The organism is Streptomyces sp. NPDC021212 (assembly GCF_044332925.1).
Taxonomy (GTDB): Bacteria; Actinomycetota; Actinomycetes; order Streptomycetales; family Streptomycetaceae; genus Streptomyces.
Genome location: NZ_JBIRPZ010000005.1, coordinates 402,982 through 427,268, shown reverse-complemented (window position 1 = coordinate 427,268; position 24,287 = coordinate 402,982). Strand labels below are relative to the sequence as shown.

Sequence of the window (24,287 nt, the reverse complement as noted above, 5' to 3'; positions counted from 1 at the left end):
GCGAGAGCTGGGGCGGCCCACGCGTGGGCCGCCCCACGGTGCGACTGGACTACTGTGGACGGCTCGTCACATAACCGCCCATGGTCCTGAAGAAGTCGACGCCGTTGTACTGGGTGCCGTCTTCGGTACGTACTCGCTCCACAACGAGCCCGTACTCCGCGCCACTGCGCGCGTCAGGACCGCACACTATGGCGACACCCTCGCCCTCGGGACGGAATACTCGGCCCACCCTGCCCCCCAGCCGCATGCTCGACACCGAGGCGGCCACGATGCGGATCCGTTGACCCTTGTAGTACGCGAACGCGTTCGGGTACGGGTCAACCTGGGCCCGGACCAAATTGGAAATGTCCTTGGCAGACCAGTTCCAGTCGATTCGACTGTCTTCCAACGACCGTTTATGGAAAAAGGTTGCCTGGGACGGATCCTGCTTGATCCAGTCGGTGCGGCCGGAGCCGATGAGCTCCAGGGACTCCAAAATCGCCGGGGCGAACAGGTCGACCGTCTTATGGAAGAGATCGGTGACGGTGTCCTTGTCCTCCACCGCGACGCGCTTTTGCACCACAATGTCTCCGAGGTCGAAGTCCTCGTTCATGAAGTGCACGGTGACGCCGACCTCAGGCTCACCGTTGATCAGCGCCCAGTTGAGCGGAGCGAAGCCGCCGTAGCGGGGAAGCAGCGCATCGTGGATGTTGATGGCGCCATAGGTGGCCAGGGCGTAGATGTGGGGAGCAACCCAACTGCGCCAGTCCGAAGAGACCAGGAGGTCCGGCTTGAGCTCGCGTAGCAGCTCGGCCACCTCGTCGTCATTGGCGTACTTGCGCTCCAGGACAGGTATCTCGTGCTGCTCCGCCAAGTGGGCGACAGAGTCGTTCCAGATCGTCTCGTAGGCGTGGTTGCTCGAGGGGTGGGTGATGACGAGCGGAATTTCGTGCTCGGAATCCAGAAGGGCTTCGAGGACCCGGTGGCCCCACGTTTGATAGCCCATGTAGACGACGCGCATATGTGCTGCCTTTCTGGTTACGGTCGGGTGAGCGGCAGGGACCACACGTAGGCAAAGCCCGCTCCCGCGTTGTGGTCGAAGCTGTCGCCCGCCTCGTAGGTGGCCAGTGCGCCGCTATAGCGGGAGTTCGGTGACGTACGGGAGACGACCGTGCAGGAGCCCTTGTGGAATTCCATCGTGATCTCGCCGGTGACCTGCGGCTGCAGGCTGGAGACAAAGCCGTCGAGACCGCGGCGCAGGTCCGAGAACCAGTAGCCGTAGTAGGCGAGTTCGGCGTAGCGCAGGCCGAGGGACTGCTTGTGGTGCAGCGTCTCGCGATCCAGAACGATCGCTTCCAGCTCCTCGTGGGCGGCCATGAGTACGGTCGCGGCGGGCGCCTCGTAAATGCCGCGCGTTTTGAAGCCGACGATGCGGCTCTCGACGATGTCGGTGCGCCCCACGCCGTGCAGGGCGGCGACGGTGGTCAGCCGACTCACCAGCTCGGTCAGGCCGAGCTTCTCACCGTCGAGCGTGACGGGTACGCCCCCCTCGAAGCCGATGGTGATCTGTTCGCCCTGTTCCGGGGCCGCCTTGGGGTCGGCAGTGAGCTGCCAGGCGCGCGCCGGCGGGGGCCGGCTGATGTCGTCCAGCTCACCGCACTCGATGCTGGTGCCCCAGATGTTGGTGTCGATGCTGTACGGGTTCTCCTTCGTGACCGACACCTCGATGCCGTGCTCACGGGCGTACGCGATCTCGGACTCCCGGGTGGTCAGCTCCCAGTCGATGACGGGGGCGAGCACCTTCAGCTTCGGGTCGAGGGCGGTGACGCTGGTGTAGAAGCGCACCTGGTCGTTGCCCTTGCCGGTGGCACCGTGGGCCACGGCATCCGCGCCCTCGGCGTGAGCGATCTCGACCATCCGCTGGGCGATCAGCGGCCGGGACAGTGGTGCGGCCACCAGGTACTTATTCTCGTAGCGGGCGTGCGCCTGCAGGGCGGGCAGCGCGAAGTCCTTCAGGAACCGGTCGGACAGCGGCTCCATGTAGACCTTCGAGGCGCCGGTGCGCAGCGCCCGTTCCTTGACGGCTTCCAGGGACTCCAGCTGGCCGATGTCCGCGCAGAAGGCGATGATCTCGGCGTCGTAGCGCTCCTTGAGCCAGTGCAGGGCCACGGAGGTGTCGAGGCCGCCGGAGTAGGCGAGCACGATCTTCATGAGTTCTCCAGGGTGAGCCGAGGCCGACGGATCATGAGTGATGTCATCGCCGTCAGCGCTGGTTCAAGGCAGGCAGCTCGGCGGTGACGGTCTCCAGGGCCTTGGCGAGATCCGCCCCGTCGGCGATCTCGCGGGCGGCCCGCAAGGTGGCGCTGTGCGCTGTATCGAGCTGCTGCCGCACCGTGGTGAGCCACTCGGTATGTGCCGCCACGGCGTCGCGCAGCTCGGCGCGTACCGTCTCGACGCTCTGCGGGGAGGTGCCACCCGGGCTGGTGTAGCTGGTCACCGCGGTACGGGGAGCGAAGATCCGCGCGAGTACGGACTCTTCGATCGGGTAGCCGAGTTCGGCCAGGATCTCGGCGCCGGCGGCCGTGTCGCGCAGGGTCGCGTCACGCTTGATCAGGGCGGAGACGAGCGTGCCGGTGACGTGGTGGGCCTCACGGAAGGCGACGCCGTGGTCGGAGACCAGGTAGTTGGCCAGTTCGGTGGCGGTGGAGAAGTTGTCCCAGCAAAGGTCCTCACCGCGCTTGCTGTTGAAGCGCAGCCCCAGCGTCTGACCCGCCACGATGCGCAGCGTCGACAGGTAGGTGTCGATGGCGTCCCACAGGTACGGCTTGTCGTCCTGCAGGTCACAGCTGTAGCCGAGAGTGACTCCCTTAGCCATGGTGAGCAGCTGGACGAGGGTGCCCGCGGTGCGGCCGGAACGGCCCCGGGTGAGCTCGGCGACCACCGGGTTCTTCTTCTGCGGCATGATCGAACTGCCGGTGGCATAGGCGTCGGAGACCTCGACGAGGCTGTACTCGTGGCCGCTCCAGAGCACGATCTCCTCGGCCATGCGGGACAGGTTGTTGCCGCCGATGGCGAAGGCCGAGGCGCTCTCGACGAGGTAGTCACGGGCGCTGGTGGCATCGAGGGCGTGGCTCAGCACGCCGTTGAAGCCGAGGAGCCGGGCGGTGAGTTCGCGGTCCAGCGGGAAGGAGGTTCCCGCCAGCGCGCAGGCACCGAGCGCCGACTCGTCCGTGCGGTCGAAGGCGCCCCGCAGCCGGCGGACGTCCCGCAGCAGCATGCTCGCGTGCGCGGTCTTCCAGAACCCCACGGAGACCGGCTGGGCAGCCTGACTGTGCGTGTAGCCGGGCAGGATCGCGAGCAGCTGCTCGTCCGGGAAGGAGAGCAACTCCTTGACCAGCGCGAGGTTCGCGGCCACGGCCTCAAGCTGGACGCGGCGCATATACATCCGGGCGTCGGTGGAGACCTGGTCGTTGCGTGACCGGGCGGTGTGCATATGTCCGCCGACCTCGCGGCCGAGGTCCTCGATGACCATCTGCTCGATGTTGAAGTGGACGTCCTCGAGTTCGGGGCGCAGCTTCAGCTCGCCGCGCTCGTGGCGCTCCCACAGCTTCAGCAGCGAGCCGAGGATCGCCCGCGCAGTGTCGACTGGGATGATGCTCTGCCTCCCGAGCATCAGTACGTGCGCGATGTCCTGCCAGAGGTCGGCGAAGACCAGGCGAACGTCTACGTCCGTGGTGAGGGTGTAGTCGAGCACATCGGAGGTGATGTCCTCGTCGAAGCGGCCACCCCACAGCTTCTCGGTCATAGCGGTATTTCCTTCCCTCGGTCGGTATGTAGAAGCGATCAGAACAAATAGGAGCGCGAGTTCAATTGGTGGATCTCGTTTGCCGCCCCTTCACGTTTTCTGGCGTGCAACGGACTCGGGCAATGATTCCGCCAGCATCTCTTGCGTGCCCTCTTGTTCAACGGTGAGCCTTCGACCGAGCTGCCAGGCGAGGAGGGTGCTCACTGCGGAGCACGCGACGAGCATCAGGATGTACGCGGCGTATGCCTGTGCCGCGACCATCAGACCGCTCACCGCCGGCCCAATGGCCAAGGCCAGCTGTTTGACGAGGGCGAAAGCTGAGTTGTAGCGACCGACCAGTCGAGTCGGCGCCAAGTCCGAAACCAGCGGTCCAACCGTCGGAGCCAACATCGACTCGCCCACTCCGAAGAGCAGGTAAGTCGACATCAAGAGCGTGGTCGCCAGGAACTGGCTGTCGCCCTGCACCAAGCCAGAAGCCCCAGCCATGGCCCACGCCAGCCCCCAGACAATGCCAGTCCAAGCGATAACTCGACTACGTCGCCGCAGCTTGACGAGCCGGAGCACGAAGAACTGCAACAGCATGATCACCGCCGTGTTAGCGGCGAGCGCGGCACCGAGCATCGCTGGCGAAACCCGGGTCACCTCAAGCGCGTAGGCCGATAGGCCGGATACGAATTGTCCATAGCAGGCGAAGAACAGGGCGAAACCTAGCAGACACATCAGCACCATCGAGTTGTCACGGCAGACCTCTCCCCACCCACGATCCATGCTGTCGCCAAGTGGGGCAGTTTCCTCGGCCCGAGGAACCCGCCCTGCGGCGACCACGGCTCCGAGCAAGAGGAACATAATCCCTTGAACTGCCATGAGCGTCAGAAAGCTCGAGGGCCGGCTGGTGTCCACGACCAGACCACTGACCAAGCCGCCTGCCCCGAGCCCGAGATTGTGGACGAAGAACTGCACCGTGAAGGCTGTCGACCGCTGTGTCGCATGCGTGTATCGAACGAGCATGGTGGCCAGCGCCGGCTGGACCACTGCCATGCCCGCGCCGAGAAGCCCGCTCATGACGATGACAGGCCATCGACTACTCGTCAGCGCCACTCCCCATGAGCCGAGAGCGGCGGCGAGCACGCCGACAATGATTACCGTACGCGGTCCTCGATGGTCAATGACACGACCGGCGAAGGGCAGTACCAACAGCGCAGCAATAGCCAAGGACGCAACAACAACCCCTGCTGTTCCTGCACCGAGCCCTTTGACCTGCGCTACATACACGAACAGAAACGGAACAGTCAACCCGTTGCCGAACGCGCCTAACGCACTTCCCATTTGGATCCGACACAGGACTGCGCTGGCTCCGGTGGGCATGTTCACTGACTTGCTGCTACGCGATCGCCGAACCCGCCACTGCGGACGGCCCGAACCATGCGGCCGAATGCGTCATTGGTCGAGTAGTAGAAGACCGACTGATCGTCGCTCCCCTCGCCTCCGCGCGAGCCCGCATCGACCAGCAGTCGAGAAAGACGATCGTAGAAGCGTTCCGGAGCGAGCCGCGTGGGGAAGAGCGTGTGATAGCAGTCGAACAGCTCGGGGTCGTCATCGATCAGCTGATCCCGCACCTCGTCGTGCAGATCGGTACCTGGCAGAGGAGTCAGGACCGAGAAACTCGGCATATCCACCCCAAGTTCCTCAACTGTGCGACTCAACTGGTCGAAGTCAGCCTCACCCCAGGAAGGATGCACGATAAAGTTGGCACGCACCTTGACTCCCAACTCTCGGAAAAGAGCGAGAGCTTCTCGGGTCTGTTGAGAACTGGTTCCCTTCTGGTATCCCGTCAACTCGTCGTCCGTCATGGACTCCGCTCCCACGAGAACAGAATCCAATCCGATTTCGGCCCAGCGTGTGATCACATCTGGCCGCCGGAGCGCGGTGTCAGTACGCACATACATGTGGTATCGACGATCCAGTTTCGCTTGATCAATGGCATCTGCCAGCTCGAACATCCGAGCAGGCTGGATGAATGCTTCGTCGTCAACGACATAGAGATTCCGCTGCTCTATCTCCTCGATCTCACTGACCACGCGCTCGGCTTCCTTCACCAAGTAGCGCCGGTCGGTGATCCGCCACAGTGAACAGAAGTGGCATTGGAAAGGGCAGCCAGCGCTGAAGCGCACCAAGGCGACCGGATTGTAGACGGAGTGAAAGTAGGAGTTGCGGTGCCGGGCCAACAGAGACCGGTCAGGGCGTGGCAGGGCGTTCAACGTGGCTGGTTCCGGTTTGACGGTCCGGCGCAGCGCTGCCCTGGCCTCGTAGGGCATGAGGCCAGTCACTGGCTCGACCCGACTTCCACGCTCCAGGTGGCCGATCAGCGTGACCAGGGGGTCGGCACCTTCGCCGGCCACGACGTAGTCCGCGGCGAACCCATCCATCCACTCACTGGACACAGTCACGTGGTGACCGCCAAGCACGACGGGCACGTGAGGCCACAGCCGCTTCACCTCATGGCTCACCTGACGGCTGACCGGCACGTTGGTGGTGTACGGGACAGCAATTCCGACGAGATCCGGTGGCTCGTTGGTCACGGCGTACTCTGCCAGCGGAGGGTCAAGGCGCAGATCGTGAATGGTGACGTCATGGTGGCCACGCAGCGCGCCCGCCAAGTACTCCAAGGGCAGCGGCTCACAACAGCTGAGCTCGTCACTGAGAACGGCCCGCTCGTTGCGTGGCCACACAAGCAATATTCGCACGGCTACTCCTCCTCTTGGGGAACGAGTCCATTACTGCGGACCCGACGTCATGGGGCTGTCGACACTCAATGAGGCTGCTCAGTACACGCCTTCAGTCCTGCCCAGCTCGGTGAACTCAGGGCTGTACGGGTCGCCGACCCAAGCCCACGGATGCGCTTCAGCCGCTGAACCGTACGGGCGAACGCGGCGGGCCCGGTCACGCTCGCGGAAGCCTGGAATCAGCTGGTCCTCCGTGAACCGCCACACCCGCACCCAGCCTTCTTGCCCGAAGTCGACCTCTACACCCTGTTCGTCCACGACCTCCAAGAGGACATGCGGCGAACTGGGGACATAGATAACGCGGTAGTCGTCCTCGGGTTCAAACGGCTTCTGCCAGCTGACGCTCGTGGTAGAGCTGCCATACAGTCCAACTACAGGAACTCCAGGAAACAGGTCCTCTCGTAGAATGCGATGAGTTTCCGGCTCCAGCGTGGTGCCCGCATGGACGATCGCCTTGACACCAGCGAAGAGTGACGGGTCCAAGTGTTCGGGCAGCATCTCCAACAGGCGGGAAGTGCAGAACATTACACCGATGTCCTGCGAGCGGATAATTGCCTCAGTCTGGTCCCAGATGTGCCGAACATATCGATCAGCGGCTGCGCTCATTCCTTCTTCGCCGAAGACCTTGACAATCCGCGGATCAAGATCGATCGAGAAGCACCGGCCACCTCGGCGCTCTGCGTACGAGACCACGAGGCGACCTGTCGTGTGCGGCCCCATGGGCCCTAGGAAGAGCCAGTTCTGGTCGCGCGGCACGCCATGAAGGTCAAGAAAGTAGTCGGACCATTCGAGGACATCCCGCCAATAAGAGGATCCCCAGGTACCGTGCTTGGGCGGACCCGTGGTACCGCCGGTCTGCGCTGCCCACAGGAACTTCTCCTTGGCCAGGACATCGCGAGGAATGAAGTCCTCCACAGGCCGGCGGCGGACTGCCTCTTCATAGTGCTGCTGGTCGGCGGCGTCCTGCAGCCCAACCAGTCGCACCGCTTCGGCGACGCCAGTAACCTTCTCATAGGCGTTCGCCTTCAGCTCGCGGTCACGCTCCAGCCAGAACGGCGAACCATTTTCCGGGTGCAGATGCCGGCGTACAACGCGCCGAACCTGGTCATCACTGACGGCGCGGAGAGGTGAGGGCAATTCTCGGAACGGCATGAGCGCATCCTTGGGTGTCACGTGGCGGCCTGCGGAAGGATCGCCTTCTTCTGAAACAGAAAATCGGCAAGGTATCCCTCTTGGGGGTCGACCGGGTCATAGCCCCGGTCGAACAGGTCACCGGCGAAGACCTTGGTGATGGTGGGCTCCTGGCCGAGGATTCCCGCCACCTCTGGGTGATCGCCGATGACCGACACAATCAGCGAATTTGCGCATGCCTTGTCCAGGATGCGGCGATCAACTTGCGCCACAGCCGTGAAGGGAAAGGGCAATTCGGTCCGGAACAACGGAGAATCAGCACTCGTCAGCAGCACAGTGGGACGCAAGAAGGCGCTCCCATCAATCTCGACAACGAACGGCACGTCAGAGCCACGGCCAGTCATGTCAACGGCTCCGCCCGCCACTTCGCGCTCGATCTGGCGCACCAGCGCGTACAGAAGGTTTCTGTCGGGGAACGCGGGAACTCGTGCCCCCTGCTCGGTGAGCGGCAGGACAGGATAAGCATTGAACGCCTTGGCCAACTGCTCAGCCGCGGACTCAGCATCTCCAGTCACTGCAAGTGCACTTACGTTGGTACACAGCCTGCCGGAGCCCTGGAACGCAAGTCGAGCCAAACGATCCCAAGTCTGCGGGTCGGGGTGGTCGTCGAGCAGTACGGCTTTACTTCTCCCGAAGTGGTAGGTCTTCAATCGCGACGGTTCCAGCCTCGGCGCGTGCTCACCAGGCCATACGACCTGGTCCGCGAGACGAACCCACGTACTGACGTCCCCGTGGCACATCGAGATGGCTCCGTCAGGTAGCCCCGCTTCGTAAAGAGCGGAGACGAAGATGCCTGCGGTGAACGGGTCGCGCTCAGAGGTATTGATCAACGTGGGTCGCCGGGCAGCGAGCGTCTGAAGCCACTCAATCTGAATGGTCGGGAAGTTCCCTGGTACCCGCACCATGCAGGTACGCCCCGCGGGAAGCCACGCCCATGCCGCATTCACCCTGCCCGTGCGATAGGCAGCTATGTCACTGTGCGGCGCTTGGACCTCCATTATGTCCTCGATACGGCGCATGTGGGCGGCTACCGCTGTGATACCGCGCTCCACCCTGGACAGCGGCAACCCGGTGGTCTCCGATATCGCACGAGCGATCGGTATCAGATTGCCTGCGGACTGCTCTCGTTCCACCACGTCCGCAGCACGGTGAAAGTAGCCGAACCAGGTGGCGTCGTCGATCTCTCGAATGTCACCAGCGACCCTGCGGGCAAGTTGAACGGCTTTGTGCTGAACCAACTTGTTGGGCTGGGCAATCTGCGCCAGGGGTCGCCCATCGAAGCCAGTCAGTGACTTGTGTTGAGAACTGGTGTACTCGTGGCGACCGATCCACGCCGGAACCTTGGCCACAGTCTGAGGTTCAGAAGGTTCTGTGAGCATGGGGCACCTTCGGTGTAGAGGTTTCAGGGGGAGCGGACGAGTTGCCGCAGTTTGCGATGACGGCGGGCATCAGATCTCGTACCAGTACGTCCGTTGCCAGGGATCGCCAGTGAAGTCGAAACGACTGTGTTCTGAGGTGAGTGCGATCAGGGATGCGGACGTGGAGCCGTAGGTACGGCCATCGAGTATCCGGCTGACCAGAGGGCTTTGCGGGTTGCAGTCTGCGGGCTCTCCATCCCCGAACAGATCCAGCCAGTCTCCCCATGCCTCATCCGTACGCTCACCAGGCCGTGGGCTCGCGTCTGCAGTGGCCTTCAGGCCCTGCAAGACACCTGCGGCACGCCGATGGTTCCTGTCATCGAGACCATAAAAGGTGAGTACGTGATCTCCGGGTAACACCATCTGATGGCGCAGCTCCTGCCCGTCCCAACTCCACAGCTCGGCGCCGCTGAGGCGTCCGAGAAGAAGGTGGAAGCCACCCATGCCAAGCATTTCTGCCCGACTCAAAGGAAATCCGCCGGCCAGGGCCCTCAGTGGACATTCGCCTCGGCTGCGTTGGCCGGAAGGTGACTGGGGAGTGGACTCCACTCCGTTGACCAGGACGGCTACGGCGGGTTGAGACCGGTCAAGGGCTAACCAGGTTCCCCCGGCTGAAAGGTCAAGGCCTCCCTCGAAATTCTTGTGGGGCTCGCCCCAGTGGCATGCGGGCGGCTTCCACTGCCGATCCAGGAACTCATCACGTACAGCACCGAGAAGTAGCGCGCTCGGCCAACCAGGGCGCGTCCGGAAAAACACAGTACACACGATCTCTCAGTCCCTCGTCATGCCCTTTGCGCCTGTACGGGGGGCCGTTGGTGCTCGCGAACTTCTTTACACGGCTGACTACCCAGAGGTCGACGACTGGCCCCACCCAATGCAGCCTTGCCTCTGCTTAGACCTTGGCGGACGGGGTGACGCAATCACAACCTTCAACTCAACACAAGATCCTTCCATATTTCGAGACGCCAGTTCGGGTAAGGAGAATTACCTACTTACATCACCTAGGTAATATTACCGATGCACCGCTTTGGAATCAGCTGCTACAACTTCACCGAAGCTGTTTGAAGATTCCGCATGAGTAGAGCGCATACGGAACCCCGTCCATTCCACGTCGCGGCGTTCGGCTTGCGGCGGCGCAGACCTGGGCTGGCAGTTGGCACCACGTCGATGCGGTGCCAACTGCCAGCCGATACCGGACCCTCGGCTACTGGGGGAGGTCTGCTGGTGTACGCAGGGGCCTGCCGCCACGTGCAGGCCAGACCGATGACGCTCGTCGGGCGCAGAAGGGCAGAAGAGGCTCAACCCGATGACTTAGTTGCCGGCCATCGGGCCGTCTCGTAAGGGGCCTGCGTGAATGAACCACGCGGCCGCCTCAGCTCGGTTGCGTACATCCAGACGAGTAAGGATTTGCACAACATGCGCGTTCACCGTGCGCACACTAATCCGGAGAGATCCAGCGATCTCGCGATCGGTGCGCCCCTCGGCGAGCAGTGCCACGACCTCAAGCTGCCGCGCGGTCAGCGTCACCGGTGCGGGAGCAGACGCAGGCTCGGCTTCCCTGCTGCGCAGTTGGGTTATTCGCTCCAGGTGCGGCGTCGCACACATCTGCCGTGCGATGCGCTCCGCCTCGTCGAGCAACAGGGCCCGGCGAGTATCGGTGTCCCCCGGGGCACGGTGGGCGGCGCGGCCGAGCAGAGCCGTGACGAGGCGGGCGCGTGCGTGTGTGCGGCGAAAGACCACGATGGCTCGATCCCAGTGAACGGCCGCGTCCTGTGGCTCTGCACAGTGCGCCCGGGCCTCGGCTACTACGCCGTCAGTGAGCTCCAGTTCGGCGGGCACGCGGTGGCGCTCCTCGAGGTGGATACGTTCCATAATGCTGAGCAGTTGCTGAGGGGCCGTGTCGGAGTGCAGCAAGGCGTGGTCCAGATTGCTCTGCGCCTCGATTACCGAAGCAAGCGCATCGATGATGTAAAGGCGGCTGATGGGCGGGGCTACAGGTCCCTGGGCCAGACGCAGCGCTCGCCCGGTCAGCTCCTCCACCGTGGCGTAGTCCTTGAGCCGGCAGGCTGTCGCGAGCCCCAGGCTCAGAAAATAGGCCTGATAGAAAGGACTGCTGGACGTAATGATCTCTCCGAAACGCGACATCATCTCGGCCGGCTGACCACGACAGGAATGCAGCCAGCATCGCACCAGTTGCTCCTCAACGTCGTTGCGCGAGGAGGGTTCCAAGCCTTCGTCCGGCTCAAAGAGTTGCAGTGCTTCTGGCCACTGCCCCATCTCGATCAAGTCCTTGATCAGACCGAGCCGAACCGTGTTGCCCTCCTCCGTTGCGAGTTCTCCAACGTCGGTGGCGTAGCGCAGTCCCACCTTTCGGATGCGCATGGCATCGCACACGTTGCCAGTCTGCAGGTAAGTGACCCGTGCCTCGTTGACGTAGGAGCGGATCACCAGCTGGTGACGTGTCGATTCGATAGCGAGATACCGTGCACGACGGAGATGGATGAGGCAGTCATCCAGCCTGCCCAACACGAGCAACGCTTCGGTCATGGCCGTACCGACCGTCGCGTCCCACACGGTGTCGCCGGAGTCTTGCACCAGGCCCAGCGCCTCGTCGAGGAGTGCCATGCCTTCCCCTGCCCGTCCCTGGCACACGAACGCGACACCGACGGAGCACAGGACCTGGACCCTGGTGTCGTAAGACTCGTCCTGATCCAGCTCGACCAACGACCGCTCGAAGTAGTCGTGGTGCCAACTGGAGCTGGCCGCGTTCAGATAACGCCCCAACCTTTCGAGGAGCAGTGCTCGGGAACTCCTCCTTGCACCCTCCTGCGGGGAGGCTGCCTTATACAGCATCGCAAGGGCGTCGTCCGCGTGGCCGCTCAGAAAAAGCTCCTCGGCCTGTTTACGCAGCTCCTCCGCCGTACACTCCACATCGCCGCAAACGCATTCGGCGCTCGTCATACTTCCCCCTCGTATCGTCCACCACGGCAGTTCTGGGCGGTGCCAGGCCTGGCGGGCGGGAAGTTCTCCGTGCCTCTTCCCGCCCGCGGCCGATCAGGTCGTGTAGTCGGCGTTGACCTTGACGTACCCCTCGGTCAGGTCGCAGCCGTAGACCGTGAACTCCCCGTCCCCGATGCCGAGCCCTACGTCGATGACCACCTCGTCGCCCCTCAGGTACCGTGCCGCCTTCTCCAGAAGTTCGTCGCTCGGCTCCTCGGGATACATGGGCAGATCACCGAACGCGATGTTCACGCCCGCCGGCTTGATGTCAACTTCGTCCTCGAGTTTGCCGATGGCCATCGCGACCCGGCCCCAGTTGGGGTCAGCCCCATGCATCGCCGTTTTCACCAAAGGCGAGTTGATGATGCTCTTGCCGACCCGCTTGGCCTGCGCATGGTCGCGGGCCCCCCGAACGCGGACCTCGATCAGCTTCGTCGCGCCCTCGCCATCGGAGGCGATATCCCGTACGAGGCGGAGCGCGCATGTGTGCAAGGCCTGCTCGAACTCATCGAGGTCCACTGGTCCTGCGAGCCCGTTGGAGAAGATCGCGGCCGTGTCACTTGTCGACGTATCCGTGTCGATACTCAGCGCGTTGAATGTCTTATCCATCACGCGCCGGAAGATTTCGTCCAGGTCCTGGGCAGTGACATCGGCGTCGGTGAAGAAGAATGTCAGCAGAGTGGCCATGTTCGGCTCGATCATGCCGACGCCCTTGGCAATCCCTGTCAGGACAGCATCACCCATGGGCACACTGACGTGCTTGGGCCGGGTGTCGGTCGTCATCATCGCGCTCGATGCAGCGGCATAGTCCGCCTCTGGGAACGGCCAGGCCAGCGTGCCAATGCCTTCCCTGATGCTGTCCATCGGGTACGGGCGGCCGATCACTCCCGTGGAGCCGATGACCAGTTCGTCGGGGGCGATGCCCACAATCTCAGCCACCCTGCGCCGCACTTCCGCCGCGTTCTCCGCGCCGACCCTGCCGGTCGCTACGTTGGCGTTACGCGAGAGCACAACCATGCCGCGGTTGCGCTGAGCCGCCGCGGCGTCCCGGCTGAGTGTCACGCTCGGACCTGCGAACCGCGACCGCGTGAAGACAGCCGCCGAGCGGGCGGGGACCTCAGAGACGACGACCGCGAAGTCGTCCTCCGCGTCCTTGAGGCCCATGTTCATCGTCGTGCCGCGAAACCCTCGGGGGGTCATTTGCTGCATGGCTCACGCCTCCGTGAACGGCATGGAGGTCCACCTCACAGCAGCCCCCCAGCAGATGGATGAAGTTGCAACCCACCGTACATGCAAACTACACCGGGCGTGATCGCGAGCCCTCAAGCTCGACTAATGCCCAAGTATGTCCGATATGCACCTGCGGCACGGAATCAACCTACCGACTCCGGAATGCATACATATGCATACACCCGTGATCGCGAAAGGAGAGTTTCGATGAGTGGCACGACGACAACGAGCATGAGGTGCGAGGTCCTGCAAGAGGCGGTCGCCCTTGTGGAGTTCACCAATGCCCACGACCAGAACCCGTTCAGTCGAGCCCGCATGCGGGAGCTGACCCGCCTGCTGACCGACCTGGATCAGAACCCCGAGGTAGGCGCCGTCGTTCTCTACGGCGGGGCGGGACGCTCCTTCGGCGCGGGGGGAGACTTCAACGAGGTTTCGGAGTTCTCCGGGGGCGACGAGGTCGACGCTTGGGTCGACGACATCACGGACCTTTACAGCACCATCGCTGGCATCACCAAGCCCGTGGTGGGTGCCATTGACGGGCACGCGATAGGCGTCGGCCTGCAGATAGCCCTCTGCTGCGACCTCCGCATTGGCAGCACGGCGGCACGGCTCGTCATGCCCGAATTCCAGGTCGGAATCGCCTGCAACTTCGGCGGCTACATGCTGGAGACGGTGGTGGGGCGCAGCGTCATGCAGGAGATGCTTTACACCTGTGACGAGTGGCAAGCCGACCGAGCGCTGCGGGACGGGTTGTTGCACGAAGTAGCGGCTCCCGCAGCGCTGTTGGACGCCGCGGTCAAGCACGCTCGGCGTATCGCGTCCTACACGAGCGCGGCCGTCCAGTCGACCCGTGCCCGGGTCAACGGCCCGTACGTAGCCGGGCTGCGACGGGTACAGGAGGAGGGCAAGCGCTCGCACCGAACCGCATTCTCGGCCGGTGAGGCACAGCAGCGCATGCGCCGCATCATTGGAAAGGCCTGACCATGACGCCGACCAGCAAGTGGTGCGTGGTCGCCAACGTCTCCGTTCCCGCCCTCTCATCACCGTCACAGTACGCAGACCTCGGCGAACTGCAGGTGTACTACCGGGGACCCCAGGAAATACAGCTCGCGGCGGAGCCACCCTTCACCATCGACGTACGCACCCTGTCGATTCTCACTGACGCCGCGTCGGGCGGCACAGCACCGGGTCCAATAGGTCGCTCCGTCCTGCAGATAGCTCCCGACCTCGTCACCGTCCGGATCTCCGCCCTCAATGAGGACCCGGTCTACTACGCTGCAAACCGTATGCGCGGCACCTTTGCGTACTTCACCGACCTCTTCCTCGCACCAGTCGTTCTGCCGGCGCTCGGCATACCGGCCGAATTGATCAACGGGGGCCCCGCCCATGAACGGGGCACGCTCGTACACGGCGTCAACCGACTGCGCCACGGGATCGTCGCCTGCACCCGGCGCAGCGGAGGCCATTGGTTGATGGACACACGGGACGAGTACGACACGCTCGGCTCGTTCCGCTCCCCCCATCGAGAAGACCCACTGGCCGCGGGAGAGGCTCAACTGGAGGCGCTGGCCGGGGAGATAGCGCGCATCGATGCCACAACCCCACGCACGAAGTCGTACGCCACGCTTCTGTCCGGCGGAATCGACTCCGGCACGGTTACCTATCTGGCGGCGACGTCCGACCTTGACATCACCCCGTACAGCGTCGCCACTCCGTGGGGCGACGAGCTCACCGACGCTGGCGAGCTCTGCGCCGAGCTAGGCCTCGACCTAGCTCCGATCCAGCTGAGCGAGGACGACATCATCGCGTCTATCCCGGATGCCGTGCGGTGGCTCGGGGTGGCTGACCCAGAGGTCATCGAGGTCGCTCTGACCGCCACGTCGGTGCAGCGTCTCGAATCCATCCCGAAGGATCGAGTGCTGCTCACCGGCTACGGCAGTGACCTCATCAACGCAGGTCTGTATCGGCCCTTCGACCACCGCGACGAGTTGATCGATCAAGTCATCGGAGCCGTCGACCGCACCCGACGCAGTAACGAACTCGCCAACCGAATGCCATTGGCCTACGACACTACTACCCACCACCCCTTCTGGTCCTGGCCGGTCATGCGCGTCGCATTGGAGACGGCCCCCGAGTGCAAGGTCCGTGAAGGCAGGGAGAAGTTCCATCTACGCACTGCAATGGGCACGCGAGTTCCGCAGTCGATCGCATGGCGTAAGAAAATCGCCGTCCACCACGGCGGCGGGTTGCAAGAGGGTGTGATGCGCCGCCTCGAGCAGGAGACTGGTTCAGCAGAGCGGAAACGCGTTTACCTGGCCTGCTTCGCCGAGCTGTTCGACCGGGTCGCCGAGGGCGAGTGGGAGCCCAACGACCCCTGGCACCTCCTCGAAGGCGCCCTGCGACGCCTCCGTACCCCTTGACCACCGGCACGTATAAAAACAAGGTCGGCAATAAAGTCGGCCCTGCGGGCCTGGTGACGGCCGTGGCCCTGGCCGGCGCCGGATCGACCATGTGCTGGTGGAACGACAGCCACGCGGGTACGTCGAAGAAGGTGCCCGCTCCGGACTGCTCGAATACACGGTGGAATACCTGAAGAGCCAGGGACTGGACGAGCAAGTCCGAAGCCTCCGTCGTATGAAGCGAGGGTCTCGTTGGTTCGTTTGTGACGACAAACCTCGAGACCCTCGCGACAGCTGCGCTTGCCGAGAATGTCATCCGCCCTGGGCGGAGGCCTAGCTGTGCTGTCCCGGCGCGTTGGTGACGGGCGACGCGTGTGAGGCTCGAATAATTATCGCTCCTGGTCAAGCGGCATATCTGTACTCGTTGATCACGCCGCCGAGGATACGGGTGCGCAGGACTTTGCGGCTGGTCGGCTCCAGGACCGGAGGTGGGTGTCCGTGAGCTTGGGGAGGTAGTTGGCATCGGGCGCGGTGGGGGCGGTGCGCGTTGTAGTGCCTCTGATACGTGGCCAGGACCTGACGTGCGTGGGCTTCGCCGAGGATGAGTATGTGGTCCAGGACTTCTCGGCGGAGGGTGCCGACCACGCGTTCGCAGTAGGCGTTGGCCTTTGGTGCCCGGATCGGCGTCTTGATGATCTCGATGTCCTCGGCCTGGAACACGGCGTCAAAGGCGTCGGTGTACTTGCTGTCGCGGTCTCGGATGAGGAAGCGCAGCGAGTCCATGCGTATGCCCAGGTCGGTGGCGAGGTTGCGGGCTTGCTGGGTGGCCCAGGCCGCGGTCGGGTGTGCGGTGACGCCGGCGACGTGCAGGCGCCGGGTGCGGTGCTCGAGAAAGATCAGAGCGTAGAGACGTTGCAGGCTGATGGTGTCGATGTGGAGGAAGTCGCAGGCGATGAGGACGGTGGCCTGCGTAGAGAGGAACTCGCGCCAGGTTGGGCCAGTGCGGCGGGGTGCAGGATCGATTCCTGCGGTGTGGAGGATCTGCCAGACGGTCGAGGCGGCGATCGGGTGTCCGAGCTGGGCCAGTTCACCCTGGATCCGGCGATGGCCCCATCGGCTGTTCTCGCGGGCGAGGCGCAGCACGAGGTTCTTGACGGTGGCCTGCGTGGGCGGCCGTCCGGGACCTCGGCATCGTCGGGAGTAGTCCCATCGGCGGGCGACGAGCCTGCGGTGCCAGGCAAGCAGCGTGCTCGGTGTGATCGGGAAGACCTTGGCCCAGCGGCGGCGAGGGATCGGCGAGGACAGGGAGGCGAACCAGAGACGGTCCGCCGGCTCGTACCGTACCCGCCCCTGCATCTGGCGTCGTAGCACAGCGTTTTCGTGCCGGAGGACGAGAAGCTCAGCCGTGTAGGTGCCAGAAACCCCATCCGTGCTGGTCATGATGGGCGAGCGCTGCTGTGGGCCCGCCGGCCTCGTTGCCGACCCAGCCTCTCCCCCACCAGCATGGTGGAGTGCTGCTGCGACTGCTCTACCTGACCTTGACGAGCATGTTCACCCTGATACGGCTCCTACCGAGGGGTGACCACGACAAAGACGCCGAGATCCTGGCGCCACCAACTCACCGTGCTGCAGCGACAGACCGACAAACCGAAGCTCACCTGGCCAGACCGCGCACTACTGGCTGCCCTCCTGCATTCCCTCCCCCGTGTACGTCTTCGCCAACTACATCTGACCGTCTCACCTGACACGGTGCTGCACTGGCACCGTGAACTGCTGCGCCGCCGCCACGCCAAGGCTTCCCGCCCCAAACAGCCGGGACGACCCCGCACCGTACGATCCATCCGCGCCCTGGTGCTACGGCTGGCACGAGAAATTCCAGCTGGGGCTACCGACGCATCCACGGCGAACTCGCCTCCCTCGGCATCAAGCTCGCCGCCGGCACCGTGTGGAACATCCTCAAGGAGCACGGCATAGACCCAGCACCCGAACGCCACCACACCGCCTGGGCGACCTTCCTGCGCTCCCAGGCCCAGGCCATCCTCGCCACCGACTTCTTCGAGACCAAGACTCTCAACGGAGCGACGCTGTACGTCCTCGCGGTGATCGAGCACGCCACCCGCCGCGTGCGGATCCTTGGCGCGACGGCACATCCCACCGCCGCCTGGATCACTCAGCTCGCCCGGAACATGGCTATGGACCTCCACGACGCAGGCACCAAAGTGAAGTTCTTGATCCGGGACCGGGACGTTCGCTACCCGGCATCCTTCGACACTGTCCTACAAGCCGAGGGTATCGAGGTCGTCCAGACCGGCGTCCGGATGCCGCGCATGAACGCGATCATGGAGCGTTGGGTGCGGTCATGCCGAACCGAACTCCTCGACCGCACCCTCATCTGGAACCAGAGCCATCTCCTCCACGCACTGCGCGAGTACGAGGCGTTCTACAACGAGCACAGACCTCACCGCACTCTCGCAGGCGCCGCGCCACTCCACCCCCTACCCGAACCGATCACCGTCCCCGACCAACTCACCCATCTCCACATCCATCGACGCGATCGCCTCGGCGGCCTCCTGCACGAGTACCGACATGCCGCGTGACCAGCACGGACGAAGTTCTTGGCACCTACAACCGCACTCGAGCGACACACAGGCAAGCAGTGCTCGCCCGACCACCACGCCAAGCGCACACACAGCGGGGACATCATTCTCGCTCGCTTGGCACACTTTTTCTTCCTGCCAGGCCTCCACGAACAGTCTCCCTACGGCGCCCCAGAGCCGGATACAGCGCTCACGCCCTGGGAGTGCCCTATCTGCCGGCAGACACCAAGGGGCTTTGCCGCGCCTTGACGCAGACACTCCACGACGGCCAGGACACCCGCGCGAGAGCTGCCTGCGGAAACCGGCCCGGAGAGATCACTCGTAGTCCACCCCACCCCTGTCGCATGGGGAGCACGGTGCCGTGCTCCCACCCCGAAAGAGGGTCGGGAGCCGACAAGGGGTTCTTATGCCTCTCGATGCAGAGGGCATCCGGATCAATGGGGTGATCTCAGGGGCCTACGGTTGACGATGGCGCACAGGGGCTCGGTACGGCACCGCAGGTCTACCGGATCGGGTGACGGACGAATCGGACACCGTTGACACGTCCGCGAGTTGGGAGCACGAGGGCTCCCAGAGGGCTCCCCATCGCTCCCTGCCCAGACACGACAAAGGCCGCCTCCGCTACCCGCGCAAACGGCCTCCGACCTGCGAAAACGCTGGTCGGGACGACAGGATTTGAACCTGCGACCCCTTGACCCCCAGTCAAGTGCGAACGTCGAATTCCCCGGAATTACGGCGCTACCCAGCAGGCGAAATACGTGCGGTAACGCCTGAGTTGTGCGGGGTCGCGCACATCGTGTGGTCCCCAAATGGTCCCCACGACAGTGCCTCCAAAAGCCAGCTTCGCTTCCACTTCCATCATGCATCTCTTGGCGACATCCGACAAGAACCCACCAGAGAGACGCCAGTACAGGGGAATGCCCAGAAACGTCTGCTTCACCGAGCCGGAAGTCAGACACCATCCGACGAGTACCCGTATGCCGCCTGAAGCGCAGCGATGAGTATTCGAGCCCCACTCCCTTCGCCCCCGCCCCCGCGGCCCTGGCCCACTTCGCCGAGCCAGCCGGTACTCGAAGGGTGCTGCGGACCTGGCCCGACGGCGAGCACACGCTCTACAACCACGCCGCCGAGCGCGACGCGCTGGCCGCCAACTGATTCGCCGACCGCCTCACGCCGGTCTCCGGATCCTGACGCCAGTCACACAGCGCCAGCAGGTCAATGTCGGCGGCGGGCGTCAGTACGCTCCGACAGCGACGAACCCAGGGAATTCTGAGCCGGTGCCGCGCCACCAACTGCTTCGGCCTCTCCGGCGGCAGCGACGAACGCCGCGCTGACTTCAGTGCTTTCGAGACGGCGCGGGTCGTCCGCTGACTTTCCTCGCCCCGCTCACTGCCCCGCGCGCGCCCTCATCGGCCAACGGAGGCAGCGACGTTCCCGGGGAAGGTAAAGGGCCTTCATCGCCGGGTGCAGGTATCCAGCCAACAAGGCTGCATTGCAGCGACTTTCGTACGAGGGACGGGTAGGCGGCCCGTCACCGTTCCCCGACTCTGCTTCCCTGCCCAAAGCGCGACTTCTTGATGATCCGGGAGTCGCGGGCAGCATGGTTCGGCATGAGAAAAACGTCGTTTCCTGGGCGTTGCTCGCTGGACACGGCCTCCCGATTTGCATGGCTCGTCTGGCGGGACGAAGCTGATGACGGGGGCCAGCACAACCAATAACGAGGTCACCTCCAGCCGGGCTGGCCAGGAACCCTATTTCCCAAGCTCATGCGGTACCGGCCGGGTCGCCGACCGTACGACGGCGGCGGACCACCCGGTGCGCCGGGTCGTCCTCCATCCCCGGCGCAACAACGGGCATCGAGTAACGCGGAATACGGAGGCAAGATGGATCTGACGGGCACATGGGCAGCCGGCGAAGACGGTCTGTACTTCCTGCGCCAGCTCGGGAACCACCTGTGGTGGACCGGTGTGAGCACAGCCTCGCCACGCGGCAGCCATGACTTCCAGTTGGGCTTGAGGTGGGCGAACGTATTCGCTGGCCAGTTCGAGGACAGTACTGCGCGAGGCGATTGGGCCGATGTCCCACGCGGACGGTTCCGAAACTCCGGCACCGTCGATGTGGACATCATCAGTCCCGACCTGCTCAAGCTCCGCGCTCAGAGCGGAGGCTTCGGCACCACCGAATGGCGCCGGACGACGTTGCCTGCTCAACCCAGCATCGGCGAAAGGTTTGGCCGGGTGAAGCGCAACGACGGGGACAGCATGCACGACCACCTGAAGATGTACAAGGACAACGTGGTCATGTTCGGCACCGTCATCGACGGACTCGGCTCCAGCTGCCCGCCCAACAACGTCAGCCGACGGTACGCCAACTTCATGTGCAACGAGGACGGGAATTTCGACGAGGACGAATACGATGGTGACCTGGTCTTCCACATCGTGATCGACCGCGCTGACCTGGACGCGCAACCCGACTTCTGGACGAACGAGTGGCTCAACGACCCGGCGCAAATCCGAGCCAAACTTGACCACGACAACAGCGACCAGGACGAAGACGAACCCGCCCCGCGGGAACGCAACCTCGTCCACCCCGAGGTCATCATGTACGGGCGCCCGGCCGGCAAGCTCAACTGCCCCGGCGCCGTCCCGCCGCTGCTGCCGGGCTGGATGGAGATGGACGGCAACAGCGTTCTGTGGAACGGTCACCCGATCGACGGCAACGTCGACGTCTATCCTTCAGGCCCAATCCCAGTCCGCGTGTTCAACCAGGGCCTGCCTCCCGGCACCCGCGTACGCATCACCGGTTTCCTGGCCATCGACTGTCATGGCGGTGACTGCGAGGAGAACAACGCCAATAAGAACAACGTAGAACTGCACCCGGTCTACAACATCGACGTCGTGCGCGATCCCCACAGCACGCCATTTGACCTGACAGGGGTATGGGCCTGCTCCGATGTCGGCACCTACTACGTACGCCAGATGGGCTCAACAGTGTGGTGGCTCGGCATGAGCCGGGACCGAGGCCATGCCTTCAGCAACATCTTCCATGGAGTACTTGACGGCAACCAGCTCACCGGAAGCTGGGCGGACGTGCCCTTGGGAGACATCCGCAATGAGGGCACCCTGACCCTCAACGCGCCGTCCAGCGCCTCCTCCACCGAACTGACGCGCACTGCCCAGACCGGCGGGTTCAGCGGACAGCACTGGACGAAAATCAACGACGAACCAATTCCTCCTCCACCCCCAGGATAGAAGCGGGCGTTGACCCCAGCGACTTCGGCGAGGCCGCTACGTCTCCGAGATGCGGTCGGGCAGCACGTCCACGGCCTGGCCGGCTTCGACGTCGACCAGCACGGTTCCATAGGTGCAGCCCTTGCGGAAGGCGAAGTCGTCCACTCCCAGTACCCGCCGGGCTCGATCCGGTACCGTTGGCCCCTTCAGCGGTCGCAGAAGGCGGGTCCGGCCTGCGGCCAGCCGCAGCCGCTGCACAGCCCACGGCCGGACGGCCACCCAGCTCTACTGCGATCGACCGCAGCCAGCCGGTCAACCCGACACTGGAGCGGCGGTGCCGCTCGGTCAGCCCGCCAGGCTACTCCACGAACGTCCTGCGGGAGCATGCCTGCGGTCGCAGAAGTACCGGCGCATCCGGAGCCGGACCACGACCCGAGAGTGGCGGCCCTCCAAGCAGCCCGTGGAGGCCAACACGCACGACTTCCCCGGCCAGGCCGAGAAGGCGATTCCGTACGGGATCTACGACATAGCCGCGAACACCGGCTGGATCACCATCGGCACCGATCACGGCACCGCGGCGTTCGCCGTCGCCTCGATCCGCCGCTGGTGGCAGGCCCGCGGCCGGCACGACTATCCCCGCGCCCGCCAGCTGCTGATCACCGCCGATGGCAGAGGCTCTAACGGCTACCGCACCCGCGGCTGGAAGACCCACCTGGCCGACCTCGCCGGCGAGACCGGCCTGGAGATCACCGTGTGCCATCTGCCGCCCGGCACATCGAAGTGGAACAAGATCGAACACAGGCTCTTCTCCCACATCACCATGAACTTGCGCGGCAGGCCCCTGACCAGCCATGAAGTCATGCTTCGGGCCATCTCCACGACGACCAGCCGCACCGGCCTGACAGGGCACTCCGAACTCGACAGCGGTGAGTACCCCACCGGCATCCGCATCAGCGACGACGCCATCGCCGCCTTGCCGATCACACGCCACCGCTTCCACGGAGACTGGAACTACACCTTTCACCCCGCAGATCACCAACCGCGCCCAGACCTTCCCCGACAACGCGGGCGGTCAGCCGACGGCTCTCGCCCCCCTCACGCTCCACAACCTGCAGCACCCAGAGCTGACCGGTATGTCCCGCAAGTAACTCAGGGACCTGGCCCACACCCTGATCCCCGCGCTGGAAGAGCACTGCGAGCAGGTCCGCCACGCCGCCCGCGGCGGACCACGCCGCGTCGCCCGCGGCACGGGCCGCAAACCTACCCTCACTCCCGACGACCAGATCCTGGCCACCATCCTCTACCTGCGGAAACACGCTCTTCAGGAGCTTCTCGGCCAGCTTTTCAACACCACCGCCATGACCATCAGCCGTGCAGTGATGTCCGCCCCCTCCTGGAAGCCCACGGCCCCTACATCCCCGCCTCAACGGCCCGTTTCCGCACTCCAGCCGACATCGCCGGATTCCTCGACCCGGACAAGACCATGATCAAACCAACGTGTTGATTCCCGGCAAGCCCTAAGCGTGGGGGTTGAAGTGTAGCGGTCACGCCTTAAGTACCCGCCCCCTTGTCCTGGTTGGCGAGGGTTGATGGAACGCTGTTGCCCTTGATTGACTTGGTGCTTGACACATTATTTCTTCCAGCGACGCGTCCCCGGCTGCGCGCTTCGTGCCGCCCCGGTTGCACGGGATTACGGCACATGGTGTCGTCGGTCCGTTGGGAGCTTTGCAGGCTCATTGAAGGCCGCCGCCCGGCGGCCACGATGCTCCCGGTTTACGGCCTCCGTAGAAACTGGCAGGGGCTTCTGCCTTCGGGGGTCAGTGGGCCAGTTCGACGGTGATCTGCTCGTCCGGGCACCCGGCCGCGAGTTGCGCCAAGGCGTTCGCCTCCCTCGAGTCCGCCGTGAGCTTCCAGCGGGTCTTTACCGCGGCCCACTCCCCCACATACTGACAGCGCGCCCCGGCGTCCGAGGGCAGCCACTGCGCTGGATCCTGATCCGCCTTGCTCCGGTTCTCGCGCGCCGTCACCGCCGCCAGCATCCTCTCGTCGCCCAGATCATTGGCGTAGTCCTGCCGTTGCGTCGCGGTCCATGTCGAGGCCCCGCTATCCCACGCCTCTGCTAACGGGACCATATGGTCGATGTCCAAAGAGCGGGCCACCGTCTGCTGCATGTCGTCGTAATAGCTGTGCCAGAGCCCGCCGCTGATCGCGCACCCAGGGCCTACTGTCGGCGGCACGATCGCCTCCGTGATCAGTACCTTCGCGCGGGTATTACAGCCGTCCCGGTCCGCATCCACCCAGTGCCGGAACTTGTCGCGGGTGTAACCCGTTCGATCCTCGTCCATGATCGGCAGGTCGTTGATCGCCTGCCTCAGCGTCGTTGTCACCGTCTGGCCGGGGTCCGCTGCCGCGGATGGCACTGTACCGGCCATAACCGCCGCTGCCGCCACTCCAGTCGCCAAGATCTTCAGGGTTCCCATGCTGCTCCTCATGTAGGGGTTGCACAGTCGTATCGGCCCCAGCAAAAGGGACAGTCGAGAGCGGCAGGAGTATCACTTGCGGATGGTCGTCAGCCGCAACGCGACCTCGCCCTTTCGAGAAGGCGCAGCATTGACGGGCGGACAGAGCACTTGACCGGCTGGCGATGGAAATGGG

15 protein-coding genes, 1 tRNA gene and 2 pseudogenes are annotated in these 24,287 nt (G+C 64.2%); 5 read left to right on the top strand and 13 right to left on the bottom strand.

Translation table 11 applies throughout. From position 1 onward, the window contains the following. Positions 1-49 precede the first annotated feature (49 nt). The 10 genes from ACH4SI_RS16655 to argJ all read right to left on the bottom strand — a co-directional run bounded on the left by ACH4SI_RS16655 (position 50) and on the right by argJ (position 13,385). Positions 50-1,000, bottom strand: coding sequence for a methionyl-tRNA formyltransferase (locus tag ACH4SI_RS16655; RefSeq protein ID WP_398296438.1), 951 nt, complete (start codon positions 998-1,000; stop codon positions 50-52). Between the two features lie 17 nt (positions 1,001-1,017). Further along, positions 1,018-2,190, bottom strand: a complete 1,173-nt coding sequence (locus ACH4SI_RS16650) for an argininosuccinate synthase (protein ID WP_398296437.1) — start codon at positions 2,188-2,190, stop codon at positions 1,018-1,020. Between the two features lie 52 nt (positions 2,191-2,242). Then, positions 2,243-3,784, bottom strand: coding sequence for an argininosuccinate lyase (gene argH, locus ACH4SI_RS16645; RefSeq protein ID WP_398296436.1), 1,542 nt, complete (start codon positions 3,782-3,784; stop codon positions 2,243-2,245). A 90-nt stretch (positions 3,785-3,874) separates the two neighbouring features. Then, positions 3,875-5,149, bottom strand: a complete 1,275-nt coding sequence (locus ACH4SI_RS16640) for an MFS transporter (RefSeq protein ID WP_398296568.1) — start codon at positions 5,147-5,149, stop codon at positions 3,875-3,877. Between the two features lie 2 nt (positions 5,150-5,151). Next, positions 5,152-6,528, bottom strand: a complete 1,377-nt coding sequence (locus ACH4SI_RS16635) for a B12-binding domain-containing radical SAM protein (protein ID WP_398296435.1) — start codon at positions 6,526-6,528, stop codon at positions 5,152-5,154. 78 nt (positions 6,529-6,606) lie between these two features. Next, complete coding sequence (locus tag ACH4SI_RS16630) at positions 6,607-7,719, bottom strand: AMP-binding protein (RefSeq protein ID WP_398296434.1); 1,113 nt, start codon at positions 7,717-7,719, stop codon at positions 6,607-6,609. A 17-nt stretch (positions 7,720-7,736) separates the two neighbouring features. Beyond that, complete coding sequence (locus ACH4SI_RS16625; RefSeq protein ID WP_398296433.1) at positions 7,737-9,107, bottom strand: aldehyde dehydrogenase family protein; 1,371 nt, start codon at positions 9,105-9,107, stop codon at positions 7,737-7,739. A 99-nt stretch (positions 9,108-9,206) separates the two neighbouring features. Continuing rightward, positions 9,207-9,932, bottom strand: coding sequence for an NRDE family protein (locus ACH4SI_RS16620; protein ID WP_398296432.1), 726 nt, complete (start codon positions 9,930-9,932; stop codon positions 9,207-9,209). Between the two features lie 555 nt (positions 9,933-10,487). Next, entirely contained in the window at positions 10,488-12,137 is a 1,650-nt protein-coding gene (locus ACH4SI_RS16615) for a response regulator transcription factor (protein WP_398296431.1), read from the bottom strand. A gap of 93 nt (positions 12,138-12,230) precedes the next feature. Further along, complete coding sequence (argJ, locus tag ACH4SI_RS16610) at positions 12,231-13,385, bottom strand: bifunctional glutamate N-acetyltransferase/amino-acid acetyltransferase ArgJ (protein ID WP_398296430.1); 1,155 nt, start codon at positions 13,383-13,385, stop codon at positions 12,231-12,233. Between the two features lie 228 nt (positions 13,386-13,613). On the opposite strand from argJ, the gene ACH4SI_RS16605 reads away from it, so the two are divergent. Together ACH4SI_RS16605 and ACH4SI_RS16600 are read left to right on the top strand one after the other, a co-directional pair. After that, positions 13,614-14,387, top strand: coding sequence for an enoyl-CoA hydratase/isomerase family protein (locus ACH4SI_RS16605; protein ID WP_398296429.1), 774 nt, complete (start codon positions 13,614-13,616; stop codon positions 14,385-14,387). A gap of 2 nt (positions 14,388-14,389) precedes the next feature. Then, a complete protein-coding gene (locus ACH4SI_RS16600) occupies positions 14,390-15,826 on the top strand; it encodes an asparagine synthase-related protein (protein WP_398296427.1) in 1,437 nt (478 codons plus the stop codon). Positions 15,827-16,207: 381 nt separating this feature from the next. Here ACH4SI_RS16600 and ACH4SI_RS16595 read toward each other — a convergent pair whose 3' ends face one another. Further along, on the bottom strand, positions 16,208-16,948 hold the full coding sequence (locus ACH4SI_RS16595) for an integrase core domain-containing protein (protein ID WP_398296426.1): 741 nt from the start codon (positions 16,946-16,948) through the stop codon (positions 16,208-16,210). A gap of 368 nt (positions 16,949-17,316) precedes the next feature. Between ACH4SI_RS16595 and ACH4SI_RS16590 the strand changes: the two are divergent. Next, positions 17,317-18,402 (top strand): annotated as a pseudogene (locus ACH4SI_RS16590) (integrase core domain-containing protein). 657 nt (positions 18,403-19,059) lie between these two features. Here the strand turns inward: ACH4SI_RS16590 and ACH4SI_RS16585 are convergent. Continuing rightward, positions 19,060-19,147: transfer RNA gene (locus tag ACH4SI_RS16585), tRNA-Pro, on the bottom strand. Between the two features lie 1,138 nt (positions 19,148-20,285). On the opposite strand from ACH4SI_RS16585, the gene ACH4SI_RS16580 reads away from it, so the two are divergent. Together ACH4SI_RS16580 and ACH4SI_RS16575 are read left to right on the top strand one after the other, a co-directional pair. Further along, complete coding sequence (locus ACH4SI_RS16580) at positions 20,286-21,653, top strand: hypothetical protein (protein WP_398296425.1); 1,368 nt, start codon at positions 20,286-20,288, stop codon at positions 21,651-21,653. Positions 21,654-22,065: 412 nt separating this feature from the next. Further along, positions 22,066-23,136: pseudogene (locus ACH4SI_RS16575) on the top strand (ISAzo13 family transposase); the annotation flags it as partial. 313 nt (positions 23,137-23,449) lie between these two features. Here the strand turns inward: ACH4SI_RS16575 and ACH4SI_RS16570 are convergent. Further along, positions 23,450-24,112 carry an HNH endonuclease family protein gene (locus tag ACH4SI_RS16570; protein ID WP_398296424.1) on the bottom strand — a complete coding sequence of 221 codons (663 nt, stop codon included), beginning with the start codon at positions 24,110-24,112 and terminating at the stop codon, positions 23,450-23,452. Positions 24,113-24,287: the final 175 nt, after the last annotated feature.

Excerpts from the sequence above, each read along its gene's own strand:
- ACH4SI_RS16640 (WP_398296568.1), bottom strand. The coding sequence starts at position 5,149 with ATGCCCACCGGAGCCAGCGCAGTCCTGTGTCGGATCCAAATGGGAAGT.
- ACH4SI_RS16655 (WP_398296438.1), bottom strand. The coding sequence starts at position 1,000 with ATGCGCGTCGTCTACATGGGCTATCAAACGTGGGGCCACCGGGTCCTC.
- argH (WP_398296436.1), bottom strand. The coding sequence starts at position 3,784 with ATGACCGAGAAGCTGTGGGGTGGCCGCTTCGACGAGGACATCACCTCC.
- ACH4SI_RS16605 (WP_398296429.1), top strand. The coding sequence starts at position 13,614 with ATGAGTGGCACGACGACAACGAGCATGAGGTGCGAGGTCCTGCAAGAG.
- argJ (WP_398296430.1), bottom strand. The coding sequence starts at position 13,385 with ATGCAGCAAATGACCCCCCGAGGGTTTCGCGGCACGACGATGAACATG.
- ACH4SI_RS16615 (WP_398296431.1), bottom strand. The coding sequence starts at position 12,137 with ATGACGAGCGCCGAATGCGTTTGCGGCGATGTGGAGTGTACGGCGGAG.
- ACH4SI_RS16630 (WP_398296434.1), bottom strand. The coding sequence starts at position 7,719 with ATGCCGTTCCGAGAATTGCCCTCACCTCTCCGCGCCGTCAGTGATGAC.
- ACH4SI_RS16600 (WP_398296427.1), top strand. The coding sequence starts at position 14,390 with ATGACGCCGACCAGCAAGTGGTGCGTGGTCGCCAACGTCTCCGTTCCC.
- ACH4SI_RS16580 (WP_398296425.1), top strand. The coding sequence starts at position 20,286 with ATGGATCTGACGGGCACATGGGCAGCCGGCGAAGACGGTCTGTACTTC.
- ACH4SI_RS16570 (WP_398296424.1), bottom strand. The coding sequence starts at position 24,112 with ATGGGAACCCTGAAGATCTTGGCGACTGGAGTGGCGGCAGCGGCGGTT.
- ACH4SI_RS16650 (WP_398296437.1), bottom strand. The coding sequence starts at position 2,190 with ATGAAGATCGTGCTCGCCTACTCCGGCGGCCTCGACACCTCCGTGGCC.